This window comes from Glycomyces tritici (assembly GCF_030403505.1).
Genome location: NZ_JAUEMJ010000007.1, coordinates 268,277 through 285,764 on the forward strand (window position 1 = coordinate 268,277; position 17,488 = coordinate 285,764).

A 17,488-nucleotide genomic window follows, 5' to 3' on the forward strand; every position below is an offset into this window, starting at 1 on the left:
CGCGCTCCGCTGCGTTCGGTTCCATGCATCGGCACAGGTGTCATCCGCAGAGGTTTCATGCGCGCAGGTTTCATGGGGACAGTCAAGGCGGTCCGCCGTTGCACGGGCGTATGCGCTTTTCGATACGCCCGCGATACGCCCGGCCTATCGTCGGCATATCGAAAACGCCATACGCTCCGACAACGCTTCGCCCCGTTGACTGTGCGCATGCTCAAGAGAGAACCGGCCGGCATCACGGTCTACGGCGCCGACGAGGACGAGGCCGCGCTGTTCCGCGCGCTGGCGCCGCGCTTCGGCGTCGCGCCGACGATCACCGGCGAACCGGTGTCCGAGGCCAACGCCGACCTCGCGGCGGGCGACCGGTGCATCAGCATCGGGCACAAGACCCGCGTCACCAGCGCCGCGCTGCGCGCGCTCGGCCGCGCCGGCGTCGCCTACATCTCCACCCGCAGCATCGGCTTCAACCACATCAGCGTGCAGTACGCGCAGAGCCTGGGCATCGAGGTCGGGAACGTCGCGTACTCCAGCGACAGCGTCGCCGACTACACGCTCATGCTCATGCTCATGGCGGTACGGCACGCCAAGTCCACCGTCCTGCGCGCCGAGGTCCACGACTACCGGCTCCACGAGTCGCGCGGGAGGGACCTGCGGGACCTCACCGTGGGCGTGGTCGGCACGGGCCGCATCGGCGCGGCGGTCGTGGACCGGCTGCGCGGCTTCGGCTGCCGCATCCTGGCCCACGACAACACCGCCAAGGCCGCCGCCGAGTACGTGCCGCTCGACGAGCTGCTGCGCCGCAGCGACGTCGTCACCCTCCACACCCCGCTCAACCCGGGCACCCACCACCTCCTCGACCGCCGGCGCATCGCGCTGATGCGCCGGGACGCCTATGTCGTCAACACCGGGCGCGGCGCACTCATCGACACCGAGGCCCTGGTCTCGGCCCTGGAGAGCGGCAGGCTGGGCGGCGCGGCCCTGGACGTGGTCGAAGGCGAGGAGGGCGTCTTCTACACCGCGCACCGGGACTCGCCGGTCGAGAGCAAGCCGCTGCTGCGCCTCCAGCAACTGCCCAATGCGCTCATCAGCCCGCACACCGCCTACTACACCGACCGCGCGCTCCGCGACACGGTCGAGAACTCCATTGTGAACTGCCTGCGATTCGAGAAGAGGAAACAGCATGGCTGAGTTGAAGATCGGCATCGTCTTCGGCGGCTGCTCCGAGGAGCACCCCGTGTCCGTCAAATCCGCACGCGAGGTCGCCGGGAGCCTCGACCTCGCCAGGTTCGAGCCGTACTACATCGGGATCACCGAGAGCGGCGCGTGGCGGCTCTGCGACGACCCCGGCCCCGGTTGGGAGGACGGCCGCCCGGCCGTGCTCTCGCCCGACCGCACCGCGCCCGGACTGCTCGTCCTCGACGGCGACCGGTACGAGACGATCCGGCTCGACGCGGTGGTGCCCGTGCTCCACGGCAGGCTCGGCGAGGACGGAGCGATCCAGGGCCTGCTCGAACTCGCCGGCATCCCGTACGCGGGCTGCGACGTCCAGAGCTCCGCGCTGTGCATGGACAAGACCCTCGCCTACCTCGTCGTCCGCGAGGCCGGCATCGCCGTGCCCGCCTTCTGGACCGTCGACACCGACGACAAGAGCGACGTCGAGAAGATCGACGCCGCGGCCCTGCCGTACCCCGTCTTCGTCAAACCGGCCCGATCCGGCTCCTCCTTCGGCGTCACCAAGGTGACCCGCGAGGCCGACCTAGAGGACGCGATGGACACCGCCAGGCGGTACGACGCGAAGGTCCTCATCGAGGAGGCCGTCGACGCGAGCGAGATCGGCTGCGCCGTCCTCGGCAACGGCGCCGAGCTGTTCGCCGGCGAGGTCGACCGCGTCGCGCTCTCCCACGGCTTCTTCAGGATCCACCAGGAGGACGCGCCCGAGACCGGCTCGGAGAACGCGCAGTTCATCGTCCCCGCCGACATCCCCGCCGAGTCGCGCGCGCTCGTCCAGGAGACGGCCAAGGCGATCTACCGCGCCCTGGGCTGCCGGGGGCTCGCGCGGGTCGACCTGTTCCTGAAAGCGGACGGGACGGTCGTCCTCAACGAGGTGAACACCATGCCCGGCTTGACCTCGTACAGCCGCTATCCGAGAATGATGGCGGCCTCGGGGCTGCCGCTCGCCGAGGTGATCGACCGGATGGTCGCACTGGCGATGGAGGGGACGGCCGTTGCGCGATGACTTCGCCTACGTGGACGACGCGGTGCCCGGCATCCGCTGGGACGCGACCTACGCGACCGCCGAGAACTTCATCGGCGCACCGGTCGACGGCTACCTGACGGACCGCGTCGTCGGCACGCGGGCGCTGTGCGCGGCCCTCACCGAGGCGCAGGGGAAGGCGGCGTCGATCGGCCTCGGCCTGCTCGTCTGGGACGCCTACCGGCCACAGCGCGCCGTCGACCACTTCCTGCGGTGGGCGGCGCAGCCGGAGGACGGCCGCACGAAAGCGGGGCACTACCCGAACATCGAGCGGTCCGAGATGGTCGCGAAGCAGTACGTCGCCCCCAAGTCGGGCCACAGCCGCGGCAGCACCGTCGACCTGACGCTCTGCCGACCCGACACCGGCGAACCGGTCCCCATGGGCGGCCACCACGACCTGATGGACCCGGTCTCGCACCACGGCGCGTCAGGCATCACCCGCGTCGAGACCGCCAACCGCGCACTCCTGCGATCCATCATGGAGGATTGCGGTTTCCTGCCGTACCAGTGGGAGTGGTGGCACTACACGCTCAAGAACGAGCCGTACCCGGACACGTACTTCGACTTCCCCGTCGCCTAGGTCGCGGCGGCGGGCAGCCGGACTTCCACTCGGAGGCCGCCCTCGGGGCGGGCGGACAGGGTGAGCCGCCCTTCGTGGGCCTTGACGATGTTCTCGACGATCGCCAGGCCGAGGCCGACCCCCGCATGGTCGGCGTGGACGCGGCGCGTGCCGCGCTGGAAGGGCTCGGTGAGCGTCGCGACCAGGTGCGGCTTGATCTCCGCGCCGGTGTTCTCGACCGTGAGCACCGCCGCGTCCACCTGGGCGGCGGTCGTGACCCACACGGCCCCGCCCTCGTCGAGATTGTGGACGATCGCGTTGTGCAGCAGGTTCACGACCATCTGGAGCAGCAGCGCGGGCGAGCCCGCGGCCGACGCGAGATCACCGGAGACCTGGACGTCCACGCCGCGCCGCTCCGCGAGGGGCAGGAGCGTCTCGGCGGCCTCCTCCGCGGTGAGCGACAGGTCGACGGGCTCGCGGGCGAAGGCGCGCTGACCGGTGCGGCTGAGCATGAGCAGCGCCTCGGTGAGGTCGATGGCCCTGGCGTTCACGAAGTGCAGGCGGTCGACGAGTTCCGGCGTGCATCCGGCCGGGTCGCGCTGCGCCACATCGAGGAGCGTCTGCATGGTGGCCAGGGGCGTGCGCAGTTCATGGGAGGCGTTGGCGGCGAACCGCTGGTGCTCGCCCACGTTCGCCTCGATCTGCTCGAGCATCGAGTCGAAGGCGTCCGCGAGCTCGCGGAACTCGTCGCTGCGGCCGGGCATCCGGATGCGGTGCCCGAGTGCGCCTTTCGCGGCGATGCGGGTGGCGCCCGCGATCTGGTTGAGCGGGGCGAGCATCCGGCCGGCGAGGAACCAGCCGCCGACGAGGCCGAACACGAGCAGGAGGCCCATCATCAGCGCCGCCTTCGGGGCGAACGCGCGCCAGAGGTCCAGGCGGCCCGGGATGAAGAAGGTCGGCGGGCACCGGCCCCCGGTGCCCGGTGCGCAGGGCTCGCCGAGGGTGATCGCCTCGCGGGGCACGTAGCGCAGCAGGAACAGCCAGATGACGGCCAGCAGCAGCGCCCCGGCGAGCAGCAGGAGCGCGACGTAGCTGATCGTCAGTTTGAGGCGGACGCTCGAGCCGGGCCGCCTATCCACGGTCCGCGCCCGTCTCGATGCGGTAGCCGACGCCGGGCACCGTCGCGATCACCCACGGCTCGCCCAGGCGCTTGCGCAGCGCGGAGACCGTGATGCGCACGGCGTTCGTGAACGGGTCGGCGTTCTCGTCCCACGCCCGCTCCAGCAGGTCCTCGGCGCTCACCACCCCGCCCTCGGCCGCGACGAGCACTTCGAGCACCGCGAACTGCTTGCGGGTGAGCGCGACGTACTTCCCGTCGCGGAAGACCTCGCGGCGGAACGGGTCCAGGCGCAGGCCCGCGATCTCGCGCACGGGCGGGCGGTGGTGGGCCCGCCTGCGGTCGAGCGCCCTGAGGCGCAGCACCAGCTCCTTGAGCGCGAACGGCTTCGTGAGGTAGTCGTCCGCCCCGAGCTCGAACCCGGAGGCCTTGTCGTCGAGCCGGTCCGCGGCGGTGAGCATCAGGATCGGCATGCCGGTGCCGGAGTCGACGATGCTCGCGGCGACCTCGTCGCCGGAGGGGCCGGGGATGTCGCGGTCCAGGACCGCGATGTCGTAGGCGTTGACGCTCAGCATCTCCAGGGCGGCGTCGCCGTCGCCCGCGATGTCAGCGGCGATGGCCTCCAGCCGCAGTCCGTCGCGGATGGCCTCTGCCAGATAGGGTTCGTCCTCGACGATCAGCACGCGCATAGTTCCACGATGCTACGGGCCCGGACCTATCGCGGGCATATCGAAAACCGCTAACGTGCCGACAACACCGCCCCTCCTGTACTGGAGAGCATGTCCTACAGCCTTTCCGCACGAACCATGACCCGCCGGCTCCGCCGGGGGCTGGCCGCCCACGGCGTCGCCGTCCTCGCGGCGATCGCCAAGGCGCTCGGCTACCGGCTCCTCCGCATCCGCGACCGCGGCGCGCTCGGCGTGGCCGACGGCGCCGTCCCGTACCGGACCACGGTCTTCGACGACGCGGTCGCGGGCGTGGCCAACCTCGACCCGGCGCTCCTGGCCGCCGTGCGCCGGGCCGCGGCGGACGCGGCCCGCGACGGCCTCGTCTGCTACGTCAACAGCGGCTGGCGCTCGCCGGAGTACCAGCGGCACCTGCGCCGCGAAGCGGTCGCCCAGTACGGCTCCGAGGAGGCCGCCTCCCGCTGGGTGTCCACACCGGAGACCTCGGCCCACGTCGCCGGGCACGCGGTCGACATCGGCCCGCCCGCCGCCGCGGCGTGGCTGGCCCGGCACGGCGCCGCCTACGGCCTGTGCCAGATCTACCGGAACGAGCCCTGGCACTACGAACTGCGCCCCGAAGCGGTCGTGCACGGCCCGCCGCCCATGTACGACAACCCCTCCGTCGACCCCCGCAACCGGCGCTGACCAGTGCCTCCGGACCACTGCGAACGTCTGCGGAAAAAACGCGTTCGAGCGGAAGCCGCTGCGCCCGTACGATGTCGGCAGGCCCGTGCACGGCAATGCGGGCAGCGCTTCGGACGCGTTCAAGGTGCGCGGGCCGAGCTGGGGAGAGGAACCTGAAGACGATGGAGGTTCCGAGCGCCGCGCGGGCGGTGAAGGCGGCGAAGTCGACCGCCGCATCCCTCGGCCTGCGGGCCGACGACGCGGTCGTCCTGAACGACTCGAACATTCTCACACTGCGGCTCCTGCCCTGCGACGTGCTCGCCCGGGTCGTCCCCGCGGCGCATCAGAGCGCGCAGTTCGAGATCGGCATCGCCCGGCGGCTCGCCGAGTCCGGTTCCCCCGTGGCCGCGCTCGATCCGCGCGTGGAGCCGCGCGCCCACGCGCGCGACGGCTTCGACATCACATTGTGGACCTACTACGCCCCCGTCTCGGCCCGCGAGATGCCTCCGGCCGAGTACGCCGACGCCCTCGCGCGGCTGCACGCAGGCATGCGGTCGATCGACCTGCCCGCGCCGCACTTCACCGACCGGGTCGAAGAGGCGCAGCAGATCCTCGCCGACCGGGAGGTCAGTCCCGAACTCGCCGAACCGGACCGGAAGATCCTGGCCGACACCTTGCGCGACCTGCGGGGCGCGATCGCCGGGCGCGGCGAGGACCAGCTGCTGCACGGCGAGCCGCACCCGGGCAACCTGCTCGCCACCGCGCAAGGGCCGCTGTTCATCGACTTCGAGACGTGCTGCCGCGGGCCCGTCGAATTCGACCTCGCGCACGCGCCCGACGAGGTGGCCGACCACTACCCGGGCGTCGACCGGGAACTGGTGCGCCAGTGCCGCATCCTGATGCTCGCCATGGTCACCACCTGGCGCTGGGACCGCGACGACCGGCTCCCGGACGGCCGCCGCCTCGCCGAAGAGTGGATGGGCCGCATACGTTCGGCCCTCGACCGCTGAGGATTCGCCGACGGGCGCGACCGGCCTGCGGGGCGGCCGCCGACCGGCGGCACGGCCATCGCCTGCTCCGCCCGGTCCGGGCCGGGCCTGCCGGTCCGTGGCCGCGCCCCGCGATATCCTGCCGCGTCGCGTACCGCGACTACTTGCGGACCATCTCCAGCCCGGCCGGCACGGCGTCGGTGCCTTCGCCGTCGAGGGCGCGGAGCGCTTCGGCCACGAACCGCGCCACCGCGGCGGCGCCGGCGGTCGTGTAGTGCGTGTTGTCCTTCTTGAGGTCGGCGCTCACCTCGATGCCGCGCTCGGCGGCGGCGCCGTGCACGAAGAGCGCGGCCGAGGCCTCCGCGCCGAGCCACGTGTAGAGCCAGCGCGTGAAGGCGTTGAGGTCGATGACCGGCACGTCCAGTTCGTGCCCGAGGCGGCGGACCTCCGCCGGGTACGGGCCGTGCGAGTACCGCAGCGCCCCTTCGGGAGTGAACATCCGCCGTTCGACGCTGGTGGTGAGGACCGGCTTCGCGCCGGCGCTGCGGACCTCCTCGATGAACGCGGTGAGGCGCTCGCGGTAGCCGCCTTCCGCGGCGAGGGTCTCGGGCTCCTTCTGGTCGTTGTGGCCGAAGCCGAAGACCACGGTGTCGCCCGCCTGGAGCTCGTCCGTGATCAGCTTCCAGTTGCCGCGCTCCCGGAAGGTCGCGGTCGTGGCGCCGCCGAAGGCGCGGTTGCTCACCGGCTCGGTGAGGAACGCGGCGAGCTCGTCGCCCCAGCCCAGGAGCGGCAGTTCGGCGTGCCCGGAGGAGGCGCCGTCGTCGGTCGGAGCGACGGTCGAGTCGCCTGCGAGGTGGATCATGATCTGCCTTTCACGATGCGGTGGCGCGCGCCCAGACCTGGAGGAAAGCGGTTGCGCCGGGCCAACGGCATCGTAGCGACACCAGTGCCGCGAGCGCGAGCCCCGGGGAGGGCGCGGTTTCGGCCCGAATGAGCCCGCCTCGCCGCCCGATCGCCGCAGAAATTAAGAAAATCAATCTTTGACTCTTGAAAGTTAAGATCTATGCGAGTAAAAATTAAGGTATGGCAGATGAAGCATTGGACTGGCAGGAGCTCACCAACCTGACCCGCGGGCAGTCGTTCACCGTCGAGCGGGTGCGCCTCGACGAGACCGGCGTCGCCGTCGAGGGCGCGTTCGAACTCCCGCAGCTCGCGCAGCTCAGCGCCGAGGACCAGGTCTTCGTCACCGCGTTCGTGCGGTGCCACGGCTCCATCAAGGAGATGGAGCGGACCTTCGGCGTCAGCTACCCCACCATCAAGGCGCGGCTCAACCGGATCACACAGGCCCTCGACTTCGTCGAGACCGACCCGGCGCCCTCCCGCGCCGACGTCATCGAACGGCTGCGCCGCGGCGAGATCACCGCCGACCAGGCACTGTCCGAACTGGAAGGAACAGCATGATGCCGCAGCTCGTCACCGTCCGGGTCACCCGCCCCGGCCACCGCACCATACGGCTCTGGGTACCCGTGCTCCTCCTGGTGATCCTGCTTTCGCCGATCCTCCTGCTGGCGGTCCTGGGCGGCGTCCTCGCCTGCCTGATCTTCCACATGCGAGTACGGCAGACCTTCGCCGGCGTCTGGCGCGTCATCGCCGCGCTCCCCGGCTCCCGCTTCGACATCGAGCAGGGCCGCAACGCCTTCCTCGTCACCATCCGCTAAGAGAGGCCCCGCAATGAACGAACAGCGCAAAGCCATCCTGGACATGCTGGCCGAAGGCACCATCACCGCGACCGACGCCGAACGGCTGCTGGTCGCCCTCGAAGCGGGCGAGCCCGCTCCGAGCGCCGCCGGCCGACCCAAGGCGAAGTACCTCCGGCTCGCCGTCGAATACGTCGACAACGGCGAGCCCGGCCGCGTCAACATCCGCGTGCCGCTGGCCCTCCTGCGCGCCGGGGTGCGGCTCACGGCCCTCGTCCCGCCCCAGGCGCTCGAGAAGGCCAACACCGAGATGGCCAAGGCCGGCGTGCCCTTCGACCTGACCCAGCTCAAGCCCGAGCAGCTCGAAGAGCTCGTGAACCACCTCGACGAGGTGATCGTGGACATCGACAGCTCCGATGCCCAGGTCCGCGTCTTCAGCGAGTAGTCCGATGTGGCGGTTCCGAGTGGCGGCCAAGGTGACGAGGGCGCGCTGGCGGGCCGCCACCCGGCGCAGGCGCCTGCGCCGGGCCGGCTGGGCCTGACCCCACCGACCAGGTTGGACAGCTCCCGCTCCGCCTCTGCCCCATATGGTCTCGCCCCCGACCGCGCGACTTGCGCGAACCGCCGTAAACCTGGTCTTGTAGGGTGGCTGCAGCTCACCTCCTCAGCGCGAGGCCGGTCCGGAAGGCGGGAACCGACATGCAGTCCATCGACATCGACCCCGAATCGCTGCGGAAGGGCGCCGAGCAGCTGGACCAGGCCAAGGCCTCCGTCCAGGCCCGGTACGAGCAGTTCCGCACCGAGGCCGAGGCCCTCTTCGACGCGTTCGGCGGCGACGACATCGGCTCGATCCTCGGCGAGGCCCACACCGCCTGCCTCGAAGCGGCCCGAGAGTGCTTCGAGACGAACATCGAGGGCCTCGCGGACTACGCGGAGTGCCTGCGCGGCTTCGCCGACGACTACCAGGCCGCCGACGACGACGCCGCCGCGGAGCTCGACGCGCTCTTCGCCGGGCTCGTGCCGCAGCAACCGGTCCAGTAAGGAGACGCGCCCGTGGGTATGCAACTGCCGTCGGAACTCGTATCGATCCTGGGGATGCTCGGCTACAGCTGGCCGGAGTCCGACGAGGAGAAGCTCTTCGAGCTGGCCGGCACCTGGACCGGGATGGCCGGGACCATCTCCGGCTCCGTCGAGGAGCTGAACGCGGCCGCGCGTACGGTCCTGGACGCCAACTCCGGCAAGGACATCGACGCCTTCGGCGCGGAGTGGGACGACGAGGAGTCCTCCAACCGGAACATCGGCGACACCGCCGACCCGCTGAACATCATCGGCATCGGCCTCACGGCGGCAGCGGGCCTGACCCTCGCCCTGAAGGTCCAGGTGATCGTGCAGCTGGTGATCCTCATGGTCCAGATCACCTACGCGATCGCCACCGCTGCGATCACGTTCGGCGCCTCGCTGCTGCAGATCCCGATCTTCAAGACCATCACCGGCAAGATCATCGACATGCTCGTGGGCATGGCCACCGAGGCGGTGCTCAGTGGGAACCGGTAGATCGCGCAGCGCCTCCCCGCGCAAGACCACCTCCACCCGCGGAAAGCTCCTCTCGGGCGTGCTCAACAGCACCAGCACCTTCAAGACCGCCAAAGGCCCGGCGGCGCCCGCGCCGCCCAAGAAGCGCAAGCGCCCGCCGCGCCAGCCCGTCGCCAACGACCCCTACCAGCGCCCCAAGTTCAACAAGTCCACCAAGGACAAGATCTGGGAGAACGCCGAGAAGTCCAGCGCCGACGGCAAGGTCCGCGACCCGCTCACCGGCAAGGTCATGGACAAGAAGGACCGCTGGGACGGCGGCCACGCCCCCGACTGGGAGTTCCGCAAGCACAAGGCCGCAGCGGAGAAGTACGGGACGAACATCTACCCCCGCAGCCAGTTCGTCAAGGACTACAACACCCCCGACCACGTCATCCCCGAACTGCCCAGCTCCAACCAGAGCCACGCGGGCGAGGGCAAGGGCGACGAGTGGGCGAAGCTCCTGAAGAACCGGTACGGCACGCCGCCCCCCTAGCGGGCGCGAAGCCAAGGTACGGTTCGACCGGTCCCCGAGTGAGTCTGTCTCCCAGTAAGGAACTGACATGGCGATTTCCGAAGCCGACCAGCGCGTCGGATTCAAGGTGGCTGACGCCTTCGACGGCGGCGAGTTCGACCGGGTCGCCCGGTTCTGGACCGAGGACGAGTCGGCGTTCGTGGACGTCGCCGAGTACGGCGGCTCGCCGGGTCCCGGCATCGCCTCCTACTCGACGCTCGGCCTCTCGGCCGCCCCGCTCATGGACGGCGACACGCAGATGCCCTTCGGCGTCGAGATCTGCGGCGCCGCGGACGACGGCTTCGACCTCTTCCCGAACATCCTCGCCTCCGCCGCGTTCCAGGTCCTCGACGGCGAGTTCGTCTACCCCGACCGCATCCTCGGCGGCATCGTGGAGGGGTACTACCCGGACCTGGAGATGAAGCACCTGCTCTTCATGAGCCCGTTCCTGTGGGGCGACCGGCTGCAGTCGTTCGACGCGGCGGGCCGCCAGGTCGCGTTCCTCCAGGCCGTGCCGATCTCGAACGCCGAACTCGAACTCGCCATGCGCACCAGCGTCGACGAGATGACCGACCTCATGATGGCCCGCGGCGCCGAACCGACCGACCTGGCGCGCGCCTCCGTCGTCTGACCCGCCCGACCAGGGCAGGGGACCCCGAATCCACGGCCACCGGGGCCGGGCGCATCACGCGCCCGGCCCCGGTGCCGCTCGCTTCAAGTGCGCTCAGCTCGACAGTGCTCAGATCTGGTGGAACTCGGTGACGGTGAGACCGCGGAAGACGGCTCGGCCCCCATCGGTGAACAGGGCCAGGCGGTCGTCCTCCGGCCGGGCGTACACCAGACTCGAGTGCACGTACCGGCCATCGTCCACGAAGACCTCCACGGACAGGTTGTCCACGAGGATCCGCAGGTGCACCTCCTTGCGGGCGGTGTCGAACGGGGTCCGGCTCTCCATCCACCGACCCGTGGGGTCCGGGTTCCCGGTGAAGGCCCGGTTGAGGTACGCGTAGCCGCCGGCGAGGTAGACCCCGGCATCGGCGTGCCGCGCGCCGTCCGAGGACAGGCGCAGTTGCAGGCCGACGTTGTTCAGCTGCTCCCAGGTGACGCGGGCCCTGACCTCGTAGGCGCGCCCCCGGTAGTCGAGCGCCGAGACGCCCTCCACCGCCACATCGCCGAACTCCACGACGCGCGACGCGCGGTCCGCGAGCGTGCGAACCGGCGTCGAGACCAATGCGCATGCAGTGCCCGTCCACTTCAGCGAGATCTCGCGGACGATCGAGTCCGTGCCGTTGAAGCCGTCGGCGTCCCACGAGGGGGTGTTGTTCGGGTAGTCCCAGTGGTTCATCCACCCGATGGCGTACCGGACCCTCGGGTCGACCTGGCCGCCGGTGCGCCGCTCCCAGGTGACCGCGCCGTACCAGTCCCAGCCGTGGTCCAGCCATTTCGGGTCCGGGTGGTCCGGGACGAACGTCGTGCCGTTCCACTCGCCCGTCCAGTACGCGTAGGTCGCGGGCCCGCCGGAGCCCTTGGCGTTGGCGCTGGCGCCGAGCACCCAGCGGGCGGGACCGGTGGCGGATTCGAGCCGGAACAGGTCGGGGCATTCGAGCACGCCGATGCCCTGCTTGATGAAGCCCTCGGTGTACGCCCAGCTCTTGAGGTCGGCGGAGCGGTAGAACCCGATCTTGTCGTTCTCGGCGAGGGCCATCACCCACTGCGAGCGCTGGGCGTCCCAGACGACCTTCGGGTCGCGGAAGTCGACGACGCCGGGGTTCGGCAGCACGGCGGGCTCATGGCGGCCGAAGGTCCGGCCGCCGTCGGTGGAGTAGAAGAGGAACTGCGCCTGGCGGTGGGGGGCCGGGGCGAAGCGGTCCTCCTGGGTGGCGAGGGCGATGATCGCCCCCGCGCCGAACCCGGCGGTGTCGGCCTCGTCGACGACGAGGCAGCCGGACCAGATCGAGCCGTTCGGGTTCGTCTCCTTCGGAATGGCGGTGCCGAGGTCGGTGAAGGCGACATTGTCGTCTGAGGCGGCGATCCGCCATGAGGTGCCCGTGCCGAGATTCGGGTAGTCCTTGTTGTAGAGGTAGTAGTAGTACGTCTTGCCGTCCACATGGATCGGCCGCTGGGGATCGTTCTTCCAGTGGTCGGGGACGGAGAAGTGGTAGACGGGCCGATAGGTCGCGTCTTGCGCCCAGGAGGGGCTTCCCATCAGGCTCACCGTGCCGCCGAGGGCGGCGGCGCGCAGGAGGTTCCTTCTTGAGGCTCGCAGCATCGTCGCTCCAGACTCGTGCTTTTGCAATCGGACTTGACGTCCACAGCGTAAATAGTTAAGCGAAGTTAAATCTATCGATATTAGAGGTTAATATCGGTTAATTCGGAATGGCCGATCCGCCTATGTGAATCGGCCATTCCGAATGGTTCGAGGTCACATTTCCGATCGGTACGGCGGGTTCGCGCCCGCTCGGGAGCAGGTGATGGCGGCGACCTTCGCGGCGAATTCGACCGCCTCGCGTGCCTCGGATGCGGTGAGGCGGGCGAGGTCGTCAGGGCGCAGGCGCCCGTTGCGGCCCAGCCAGTCCAGCAGCGCGCCGCTGAACGAGTCGCCCGCGCCGACCGTGTCGACCATGTCGACCGGCGCGGCGGGCACGGCGAACGAGGCGCCGCCGGTCCGCACGAGTGAGCCCTCGCCGCCGCGTGTGATCACGACCAGCTTGCGGCCCTCGGCGATCCAGGCGTCGGCGTGATCGGCGGGGTCGGTCCCGGGCCAGATCCATGCCAGGTCTTCGTCGGAGACCTTCACGATCGCCGCGAACCCGAGCCAGCGCTCCAGGCGCGCCCGGTAGGCCTCGCGGTCGCCGAGGAGCGCCGGGCGCACGTTCGGGTCCAGGCTGATCGTGGTGCGCGCGCTCAGCTCCTCGAGCCACCGCGCGATCACCGGCCCGCCGGGGTCGACGGCGAGCGCGAGCGATCCGGCGTGCACCGCGTCCAGGCCCGGGTTCGGGGGCAGTTCGGTCGGGGCCCATTGCCAGTCGGCGGTGCCCTCGACATGGAACGCGTAGCTCGCCGACCCGCCCGGATCGACCGAGACGATGGCCAGACTCGTCGGCTCCGGTGCGTCCACGATCCATTGCAGGTGCACATCGGACTCGGCGAGGTGCGTGCGCAGCAGCTTCCCGAAGGCGTCGCCGGAGAGCCGCCCGAGGAAGGCGACCTCGGCGCCCAGGCGCCCCAGGGCCACGGCCACGTTCATCGGGCTGCCGCCGGGGTGGGCGACCGGATGGCGGGCGTCCTCCTGGTCGACCTTCAGGTCGATGAGGGCCTCGCCGATGACTCCGATCACGCGCGTACCAGCCTTTCGCCGTCCCATCGCACCGGAATCGGGTCGGTGAGCTCGCCGACGAACTCGCCGTCCTCGATGTTGCGGAAGCCGATGATAACCGTCTGCCCGTCCACGTCGTGGAGTCTCGCGGCGTACAGGCTCTCGTGCGCGAACGGGCGGGCCTTGGCGATGTCGAAGGCGACGCCGTCGAGCCCTCCGGTCGGGTCGTCGACGGGGACGACGTAGTTGTCCCCGGTCTCGCCCAGTTCCCGGCGCGCGTCGCCCGCTTCGGCCTTGCCGCAGCAGAACAGCAGCAGCCACTGGCCGTCCACCCGGTGCAGCTGGGTGACCTCGATCTGGCCGAAGCCGAGCGCGTCGGGGCGGCTCAGGGGCGCCAGCACCTCCCAGGTCTCCAGGTCCGCCGAGCGGGCGTGGCCGACGACGCCGCGTTCGCGGGTCGGTTCGGGCCCTTCGGCTCTGGCGGTGAACAGCATGTGCCAGCCGTCCTCGGCGCGGAACACCCACGGGTCGCGGCAGGCCTCGTCGAACCAGTCCGACGCGGGGGAGAACCGCTCGTAATGGCGCGGGTCGGCTTCGACCTGCGGGCCCGGTTCGCGGTGCCAGACGAGGAGGTCGTCGGAGACGGCCGAGCCGATCCGCTGCACGTTCCCGCCCTCGGCCCGGGAGACGCCGGTGTAGAACATGCGCCACCGCCCCGAGTCCTCCCGCACGATGGAGCCGGTCCAGGTGGCCTGGTCGTCCCAGGCCGGGGCGTCGGCGAAGACCAGCGCGTCGGGCAGGAGCGTCCAGTCCAGCAGATCGGCGGAGACGGCGTGCCCGATGGAGGCGCGGTGGTGGCGGCGGCCCTCCTCCTGGAGCGCCCGGGAGGCGCGCAGGAAGAACACGTGGTGGCGGCCGTCATCGTCGGTCGCGTACCAGGAGTCCCAGACCCAGTGGTCGGCGAGCTTGAGCATGAGTGTCCTTACTAGTGGGTGGGGAGTTCAGTCCTTCATGCCCGCTGAGGCGATGGACTGGATGAACGAGCGCTGGAAGACGAGGAACACGATCACCATCGGGACGGTGATCATGGTGATGTAGGCCATCACTTCGCCCCAGGCGGTGTCGAGCTGGAAGAAGTACTGGACGCCGACCATGACGGGGCGCAGCTCCTCGCTCTGCACGGTCATGAGGGGCCAGAGGTACGCGTTCCAGGTGGCGGGGGAGGTGACCACGGTGAGGATCGCGACGGTGGCGAACACGGGCTTGGAGAGGGGCACGATGATGCGCCAGTACGTGCGCAGCCAGCCGGCGCCGTCGATCGCGGCGGCCTCTTCGAGTCCTTTGGGGAGGCTCTTGAAGTACTGGGCGAACAGGAAGATCGAGAAGGCGTTCACGATGAACGGCACGATCTGCACCCGGTAGGTGTTGAGCCAGCCGAACTCCAGCACCGGGGTGAGGCCGTCGAAGCCCACCCACGGCAGGTTCGCCACGAGGTACACCATCGGCACGATGGTGGTGTCGAACGGCAGGATGAGCGTGGCGATGATGAGTCCGAAGACCAGGCCGCGGCCCTTCCAGCGCATCCGGGCGAGCGCGTAGCCGCACATGGAGTTCACGACGAGGCCGAGGGCGGTGACCATGAAGGTGACGAACAGGGTGTTCCCGAGGAAGCGCCAGAACGGGACCCGGTCGAACACGGCCGCGTAGTTCGCGAAGGAGAGGTCCCCGACGGGCAGGAACGCCTTGAGCGAGTTCATGTCCGCGAAGATCTGGTGGTCGCTCTTGAGGCTCGCGGCGAGCATGAACACGATGGGGAAGAGGAAGAAGGCCGCGAGCACGGTCATCGGCAGGTAGGTCCACCCGCGGCGGGCGGTGGCGGCGTTCATCAGTCCTTGTCCCTCGTCAGGCGGCGCTGGACGAGCGCCAGGGTGAGCACGATGCAGAAGAAGACGAGCGAGAGCGCGGCGCCGTAGCCCATCTGCTGCTGCTGGAATCCCTTCTGGACGATCTGGAGCACGATGGTGCTGGTCGATCCGACGGGTCCGCCGCCGGTCATGATGTTGACCTGCACGAACAGGCTCATCGCGGCGATCGTGATGGTGATGAGCACGAACACGAAGGTGGGCTTGAGGAGCGGCAGGGTGAGGTGCCGGAACCGCTGCCACGGCGTGGTGCCGTCGAGTGCGCCGGCCTCGTAGACCTCCTCGGGGATGGTCTGGAGGCCCGCGAGCCAGATGATCATGTGGAATCCGACGCCCTGCCAGACGCTCATGACCACGATGGCGCCCATGGCGGTCGAGGGGTCGGCGAGCCAGGCCTGCCCGGCCCACGCGCCGCCGGTGAGCATCGACAGGGCCGAGTTGACGAGCCCGTCCTCCTGGTAGAGGAAGCGCCACAGGAGGCTGACGACCACCATGGAGGTGATCACGGGCAGGAAGAACACGGTGCGGAAGAAGTTCCGCCCGGCGAGCTTCTGGTTGACCAGGAGCGCGAGGACGAGCCCGAGCCCGCCTTGGAGCGGGACGACGATGCACGCGAACAGCAGGGTGTTCAGCAGCGAGCGGTGGAACGTGGCGTCGTCGGCGAAGGCCCGGCGGAAGTTCTCGAGGCCGATGAACTCGGGCGGGGTCGGGGAGATGAGCCTGGCGTTGGTGAACGCCAGGACCAGCGACACGACGGCCGGTCCGATGACGAACACGAGGAGGAGCACGACTCCGGGGACCGCGAAGGCGGTGCCCGCGCGCTGCTCGGTGCGGGAGTGGGTGCGGCGGCGGCGGCGCGGCGGCCCGGGCGGGGCCGCCGCCGGAGCGGCGGCCCTCTCGGCGGTTGCGGTCGCCATCGCTTAGAACCCGTACCCGGAGTTCGCGTCGATGTCGGCGTCGATCTCGGCGACGGCCGCGTCCAGGGCGGTCTTGACGTCGCCGCCGTGGATGACGTCCCCGGCGTACTGGGTGAACACGGAGGCGATCACGGTGTACGCGGGGGTCTCCGGGCGCAGCGTCGCGTAGGCCTTGGAGTACTCGACCATCATGCGCAGCTTCCCGTCGGTGCCGTAGTGCTCGGTGAGCTCGGCGGCGGCGTCGGTGGCGGGGATGAGGCCGGTCTGGTTGGCGTACTCGGCGACGTACTCGTCCGAGAGCGCGGTCTCGAGCCAGGAGTTCGCCCCGGCCTTGTCCGCGGTGGCGGTGACGGCCCACTGCCAGGAGCCGCCGCCGATCTTGGGGCCGTTGCCGAAGTCGGGCGGGGGCAGGAACAGCATGTCGTCGTAGAGGTCGATGGCGGGCAGAGCGCCCCAGTTGCCGTGGAAGGCCATGGCGGCCTTGCCCTGCATGAAGTCCTCGGCACCGCCGGGGGACTCCGGGTTGGAGAGCCCCGCGGTGAACAGGCCCTGGAACCACTCGCCCCAGGCCAGCGCCTCCGGTCCGTTGAGGACGCCGTCGGACTTCAGGTAGGTCCCGCGGTCGATGAGGTCGCCGCCGAAGCTCTGCAGGAACGGGGAGAATGCGTAGGGGTACCACTCGCCGGTGTCGGCGGTGGAGAAGTCGATCGCGTACTCGTAGCCGGCCGTGCCGGTGACGGCCAGGAGCGCGTCGTCGAACTCCTCGCGGCTCCAGGGGGATTCGATCGTGGGGATGCGGACGCCCGCGGTCTCCAGCACCGACTGGCGGGCGAAGACCGAGCAGGCGGCCTCCCAGTGGCCCACGGCGTACAGCTGGTCCTGGAAGACCCCGAGGGTCGAGGGCAGGAACTTCGCGGTGATCGCCTCGGGCACTTCGATTGGCTGGAGGTGCCCGGCCCACGCCCAGTTGGGGACGTTCGGTCCGTCCACAGTGAGCAGGTCGGGAAGGTCGCCGGAGAGTGCGGCGGCGTTCACGGAGTCGTTGTAGACGTCCTGCGGGAACGGTTCGAGGGTGGCCTTGAGGTTGTCGTGGGACCCGTTGAAGGCCTTGATGATGTCCTCGGTGACCGCGACTTCGAGCGGGCTGCCGGCGTTGTGGCTCCAGAGGAGCAGCTCGCCGTCGGAGGCGGAGCCGGAGGCGGTGCAGGCGGCCAGGGCGGGGCCGGCGAGGGCGGCGCCGCCGGACGCGGCGGCGAGTTTCATGAGGTGGCGTCGTTGCATGGTGCTC

General features: G+C 70.1%; 21 protein-coding genes. 12 read left to right on the top strand and 9 right to left on the bottom strand.

Going from position 1 to position 17,488, the window contains the following annotated elements; genetic code table 11:
• Positions 1-207 precede the first annotated feature (207 nt).
• From QWI33_RS21545 to vanX, 3 genes are read left to right on the top strand one after another with little or no spacing between them, the layout of a single operon-like run.
• A complete protein-coding gene (locus tag QWI33_RS21545) occupies positions 208-1,185 on the top strand; it encodes a D-isomer specific 2-hydroxyacid dehydrogenase family protein (protein ID WP_289958440.1) in 978 nt (325 codons plus the stop codon).
• Positions 1,178-2,233: a D-alanine--(R)-lactate ligase gene (gene vanA, locus QWI33_RS21550; RefSeq protein ID WP_289958441.1), complete on the top strand. Its 1,056-nt coding sequence runs from the start codon at positions 1,178-1,180 to the stop codon at positions 2,231-2,233. Before QWI33_RS21545 ends, vanA begins: the two co-directional genes overlap by 8 nt.
• Positions 2,223-2,831 carry a D-Ala-D-Ala dipeptidase VanX gene (gene vanX / locus QWI33_RS21555; RefSeq protein ID WP_289958442.1) on the top strand — a complete coding sequence of 203 codons (609 nt, stop codon included), beginning with the start codon at positions 2,223-2,225 and terminating at the stop codon, positions 2,829-2,831. Before vanA ends, vanX begins: the two co-directional genes overlap by 11 nt.
• Here vanX and QWI33_RS21560 read toward each other — a convergent pair.
• Both QWI33_RS21560 and QWI33_RS21565 read right to left on the bottom strand, forming a co-directional pair.
• Entirely contained in the window at positions 2,828-3,949 is a 1,122-nt protein-coding gene (locus QWI33_RS21560; RefSeq protein ID WP_289958443.1) for a sensor histidine kinase, read from the bottom strand. The genes vanX and QWI33_RS21560 overlap by 4 nt on opposite strands.
• Positions 3,942-4,616, bottom strand: coding sequence for a response regulator transcription factor (locus tag QWI33_RS21565; protein ID WP_289958444.1), 675 nt, complete (start codon positions 4,614-4,616; stop codon positions 3,942-3,944). The genes QWI33_RS21560 and QWI33_RS21565 overlap by 8 nt, the downstream gene beginning before the upstream one ends.
• Positions 4,617-4,733: 117 nt before the next feature.
• Here QWI33_RS21565 and QWI33_RS21570 point away from each other — a divergent pair, with 117 nt between their 5' ends.
• Both QWI33_RS21570 and QWI33_RS21575 read left to right on the top strand, forming a co-directional pair.
• Positions 4,734-5,297 carry a M15 family metallopeptidase gene (locus tag QWI33_RS21570; protein WP_289958445.1) on the top strand — a complete coding sequence of 188 codons (564 nt, stop codon included), beginning with the start codon at positions 4,734-4,736 and terminating at the stop codon, positions 5,295-5,297.
• Between the two features lie 161 nt (positions 5,298-5,458).
• Positions 5,459-6,286: a phosphotransferase gene (locus tag QWI33_RS21575; RefSeq protein WP_289958446.1), complete on the top strand. Its 828-nt coding sequence runs from the start codon at positions 5,459-5,461 to the stop codon at positions 6,284-6,286.
• Between the two features lie 139 nt (positions 6,287-6,425).
• Here QWI33_RS21575 and QWI33_RS21580 read toward each other — a convergent pair whose 3' ends face one another.
• The gene (locus QWI33_RS21580) at positions 6,426-7,127 is read right to left on the bottom strand and encodes a GDSL-type esterase/lipase family protein (protein WP_289958447.1); all 702 of its coding nucleotides are present in this window, start codon (positions 7,125-7,127) and stop codon (positions 6,426-6,428) included.
• Positions 7,128-7,348: 221 nt separating this feature from the next.
• Between QWI33_RS21580 and QWI33_RS21585 the strand changes: the two genes are divergently transcribed.
• From QWI33_RS21585 to QWI33_RS21615, 7 genes are all read left to right on the top strand, one after another.
• Positions 7,349-7,726, top strand: a complete 378-nt coding sequence (locus QWI33_RS21585; RefSeq protein WP_289958448.1) for a DUF2089 domain-containing protein — start codon at positions 7,349-7,351, stop codon at positions 7,724-7,726.
• Positions 7,723-7,983, top strand: a complete 261-nt coding sequence (locus QWI33_RS21590) for a hypothetical protein (RefSeq protein WP_289958449.1) — start codon at positions 7,723-7,725, stop codon at positions 7,981-7,983. Before QWI33_RS21585 ends, QWI33_RS21590 begins: the two co-directional genes overlap by 4 nt.
• 13 nt (positions 7,984-7,996) lie before the next feature.
• Entirely contained in the window at positions 7,997-8,407 is a 411-nt protein-coding gene (locus QWI33_RS21595) for an SHOCT-like domain-containing protein (RefSeq protein ID WP_289958450.1), read from the top strand.
• Between the two features lie 254 nt (positions 8,408-8,661).
• Entirely contained in the window at positions 8,662-9,003 is a 342-nt protein-coding gene (locus QWI33_RS21600; protein ID WP_289958451.1) for a type VII secretion target, read from the top strand.
• 18 nt (positions 9,004-9,021) lie between these two features.
• Positions 9,022-9,516 carry a WXG100-like domain-containing protein gene (locus QWI33_RS21605; protein WP_353895509.1) on the top strand — a complete coding sequence of 165 codons (495 nt, stop codon included), beginning with the start codon at positions 9,022-9,024 and terminating at the stop codon, positions 9,514-9,516.
• Positions 9,503-10,027 (top strand): GH-E family nuclease, encoded by a 525-nt coding sequence (locus QWI33_RS21610; RefSeq protein WP_289958453.1) that lies wholly within the window; start codon positions 9,503-9,505, stop codon positions 10,025-10,027. Before QWI33_RS21605 ends, QWI33_RS21610 begins: the two co-directional genes overlap by 14 nt.
• 67 nt (positions 10,028-10,094) lie before the next feature.
• Positions 10,095-10,676, top strand: coding sequence for a suppressor of fused domain protein (locus tag QWI33_RS21615; protein ID WP_289958454.1), 582 nt, complete (start codon positions 10,095-10,097; stop codon positions 10,674-10,676).
• Between the two features lie 108 nt (positions 10,677-10,784).
• Here QWI33_RS21615 and QWI33_RS21620 read toward each other — a convergent pair whose 3' ends face one another.
• The 6 genes from QWI33_RS21620 to QWI33_RS21645 form a co-directional block, all read right to left on the bottom strand.
• Positions 10,785-12,314, bottom strand: coding sequence for a glycoside hydrolase family 32 protein (locus QWI33_RS21620; RefSeq protein WP_289958455.1), 1,530 nt, complete (start codon positions 12,312-12,314; stop codon positions 10,785-10,787).
• Between the two features lie 153 nt (positions 12,315-12,467).
• On the bottom strand, positions 12,468-13,382 hold the full coding sequence (locus QWI33_RS21625; protein WP_289958456.1) for a carbohydrate kinase family protein: 915 nt from the start codon (positions 13,380-13,382) through the stop codon (positions 12,468-12,470).
• A complete protein-coding gene (locus QWI33_RS21630) occupies positions 13,379-14,335 on the bottom strand; it encodes a glycoside hydrolase family protein (protein ID WP_289958457.1) in 957 nt (318 codons plus the stop codon). Before QWI33_RS21630 ends, QWI33_RS21625 begins: the two co-directional genes overlap by 4 nt.
• 27 nt (positions 14,336-14,362) lie before the next feature.
• A complete protein-coding gene (locus QWI33_RS21635; protein WP_289958458.1) occupies positions 14,363-15,247 on the bottom strand; it encodes a carbohydrate ABC transporter permease in 885 nt (294 codons plus the stop codon).
• The gene (locus QWI33_RS21640; protein WP_289958459.1) at positions 15,247-16,200 is read right to left on the bottom strand and encodes a carbohydrate ABC transporter permease; all 954 of its coding nucleotides are present in this window, start codon (positions 16,198-16,200) and stop codon (positions 15,247-15,249) included. The genes QWI33_RS21635 and QWI33_RS21640 overlap by 1 nt, the downstream gene beginning before the upstream one ends.
• A gap of 3 nt (positions 16,201-16,203) precedes the next feature.
• Entirely contained in the window at positions 16,204-17,481 is a 1,278-nt protein-coding gene (locus tag QWI33_RS21645; RefSeq protein WP_289958460.1) for an extracellular solute-binding protein, read from the bottom strand.
• Between the last annotated feature and the right edge of the window lie 7 nt (positions 17,482-17,488).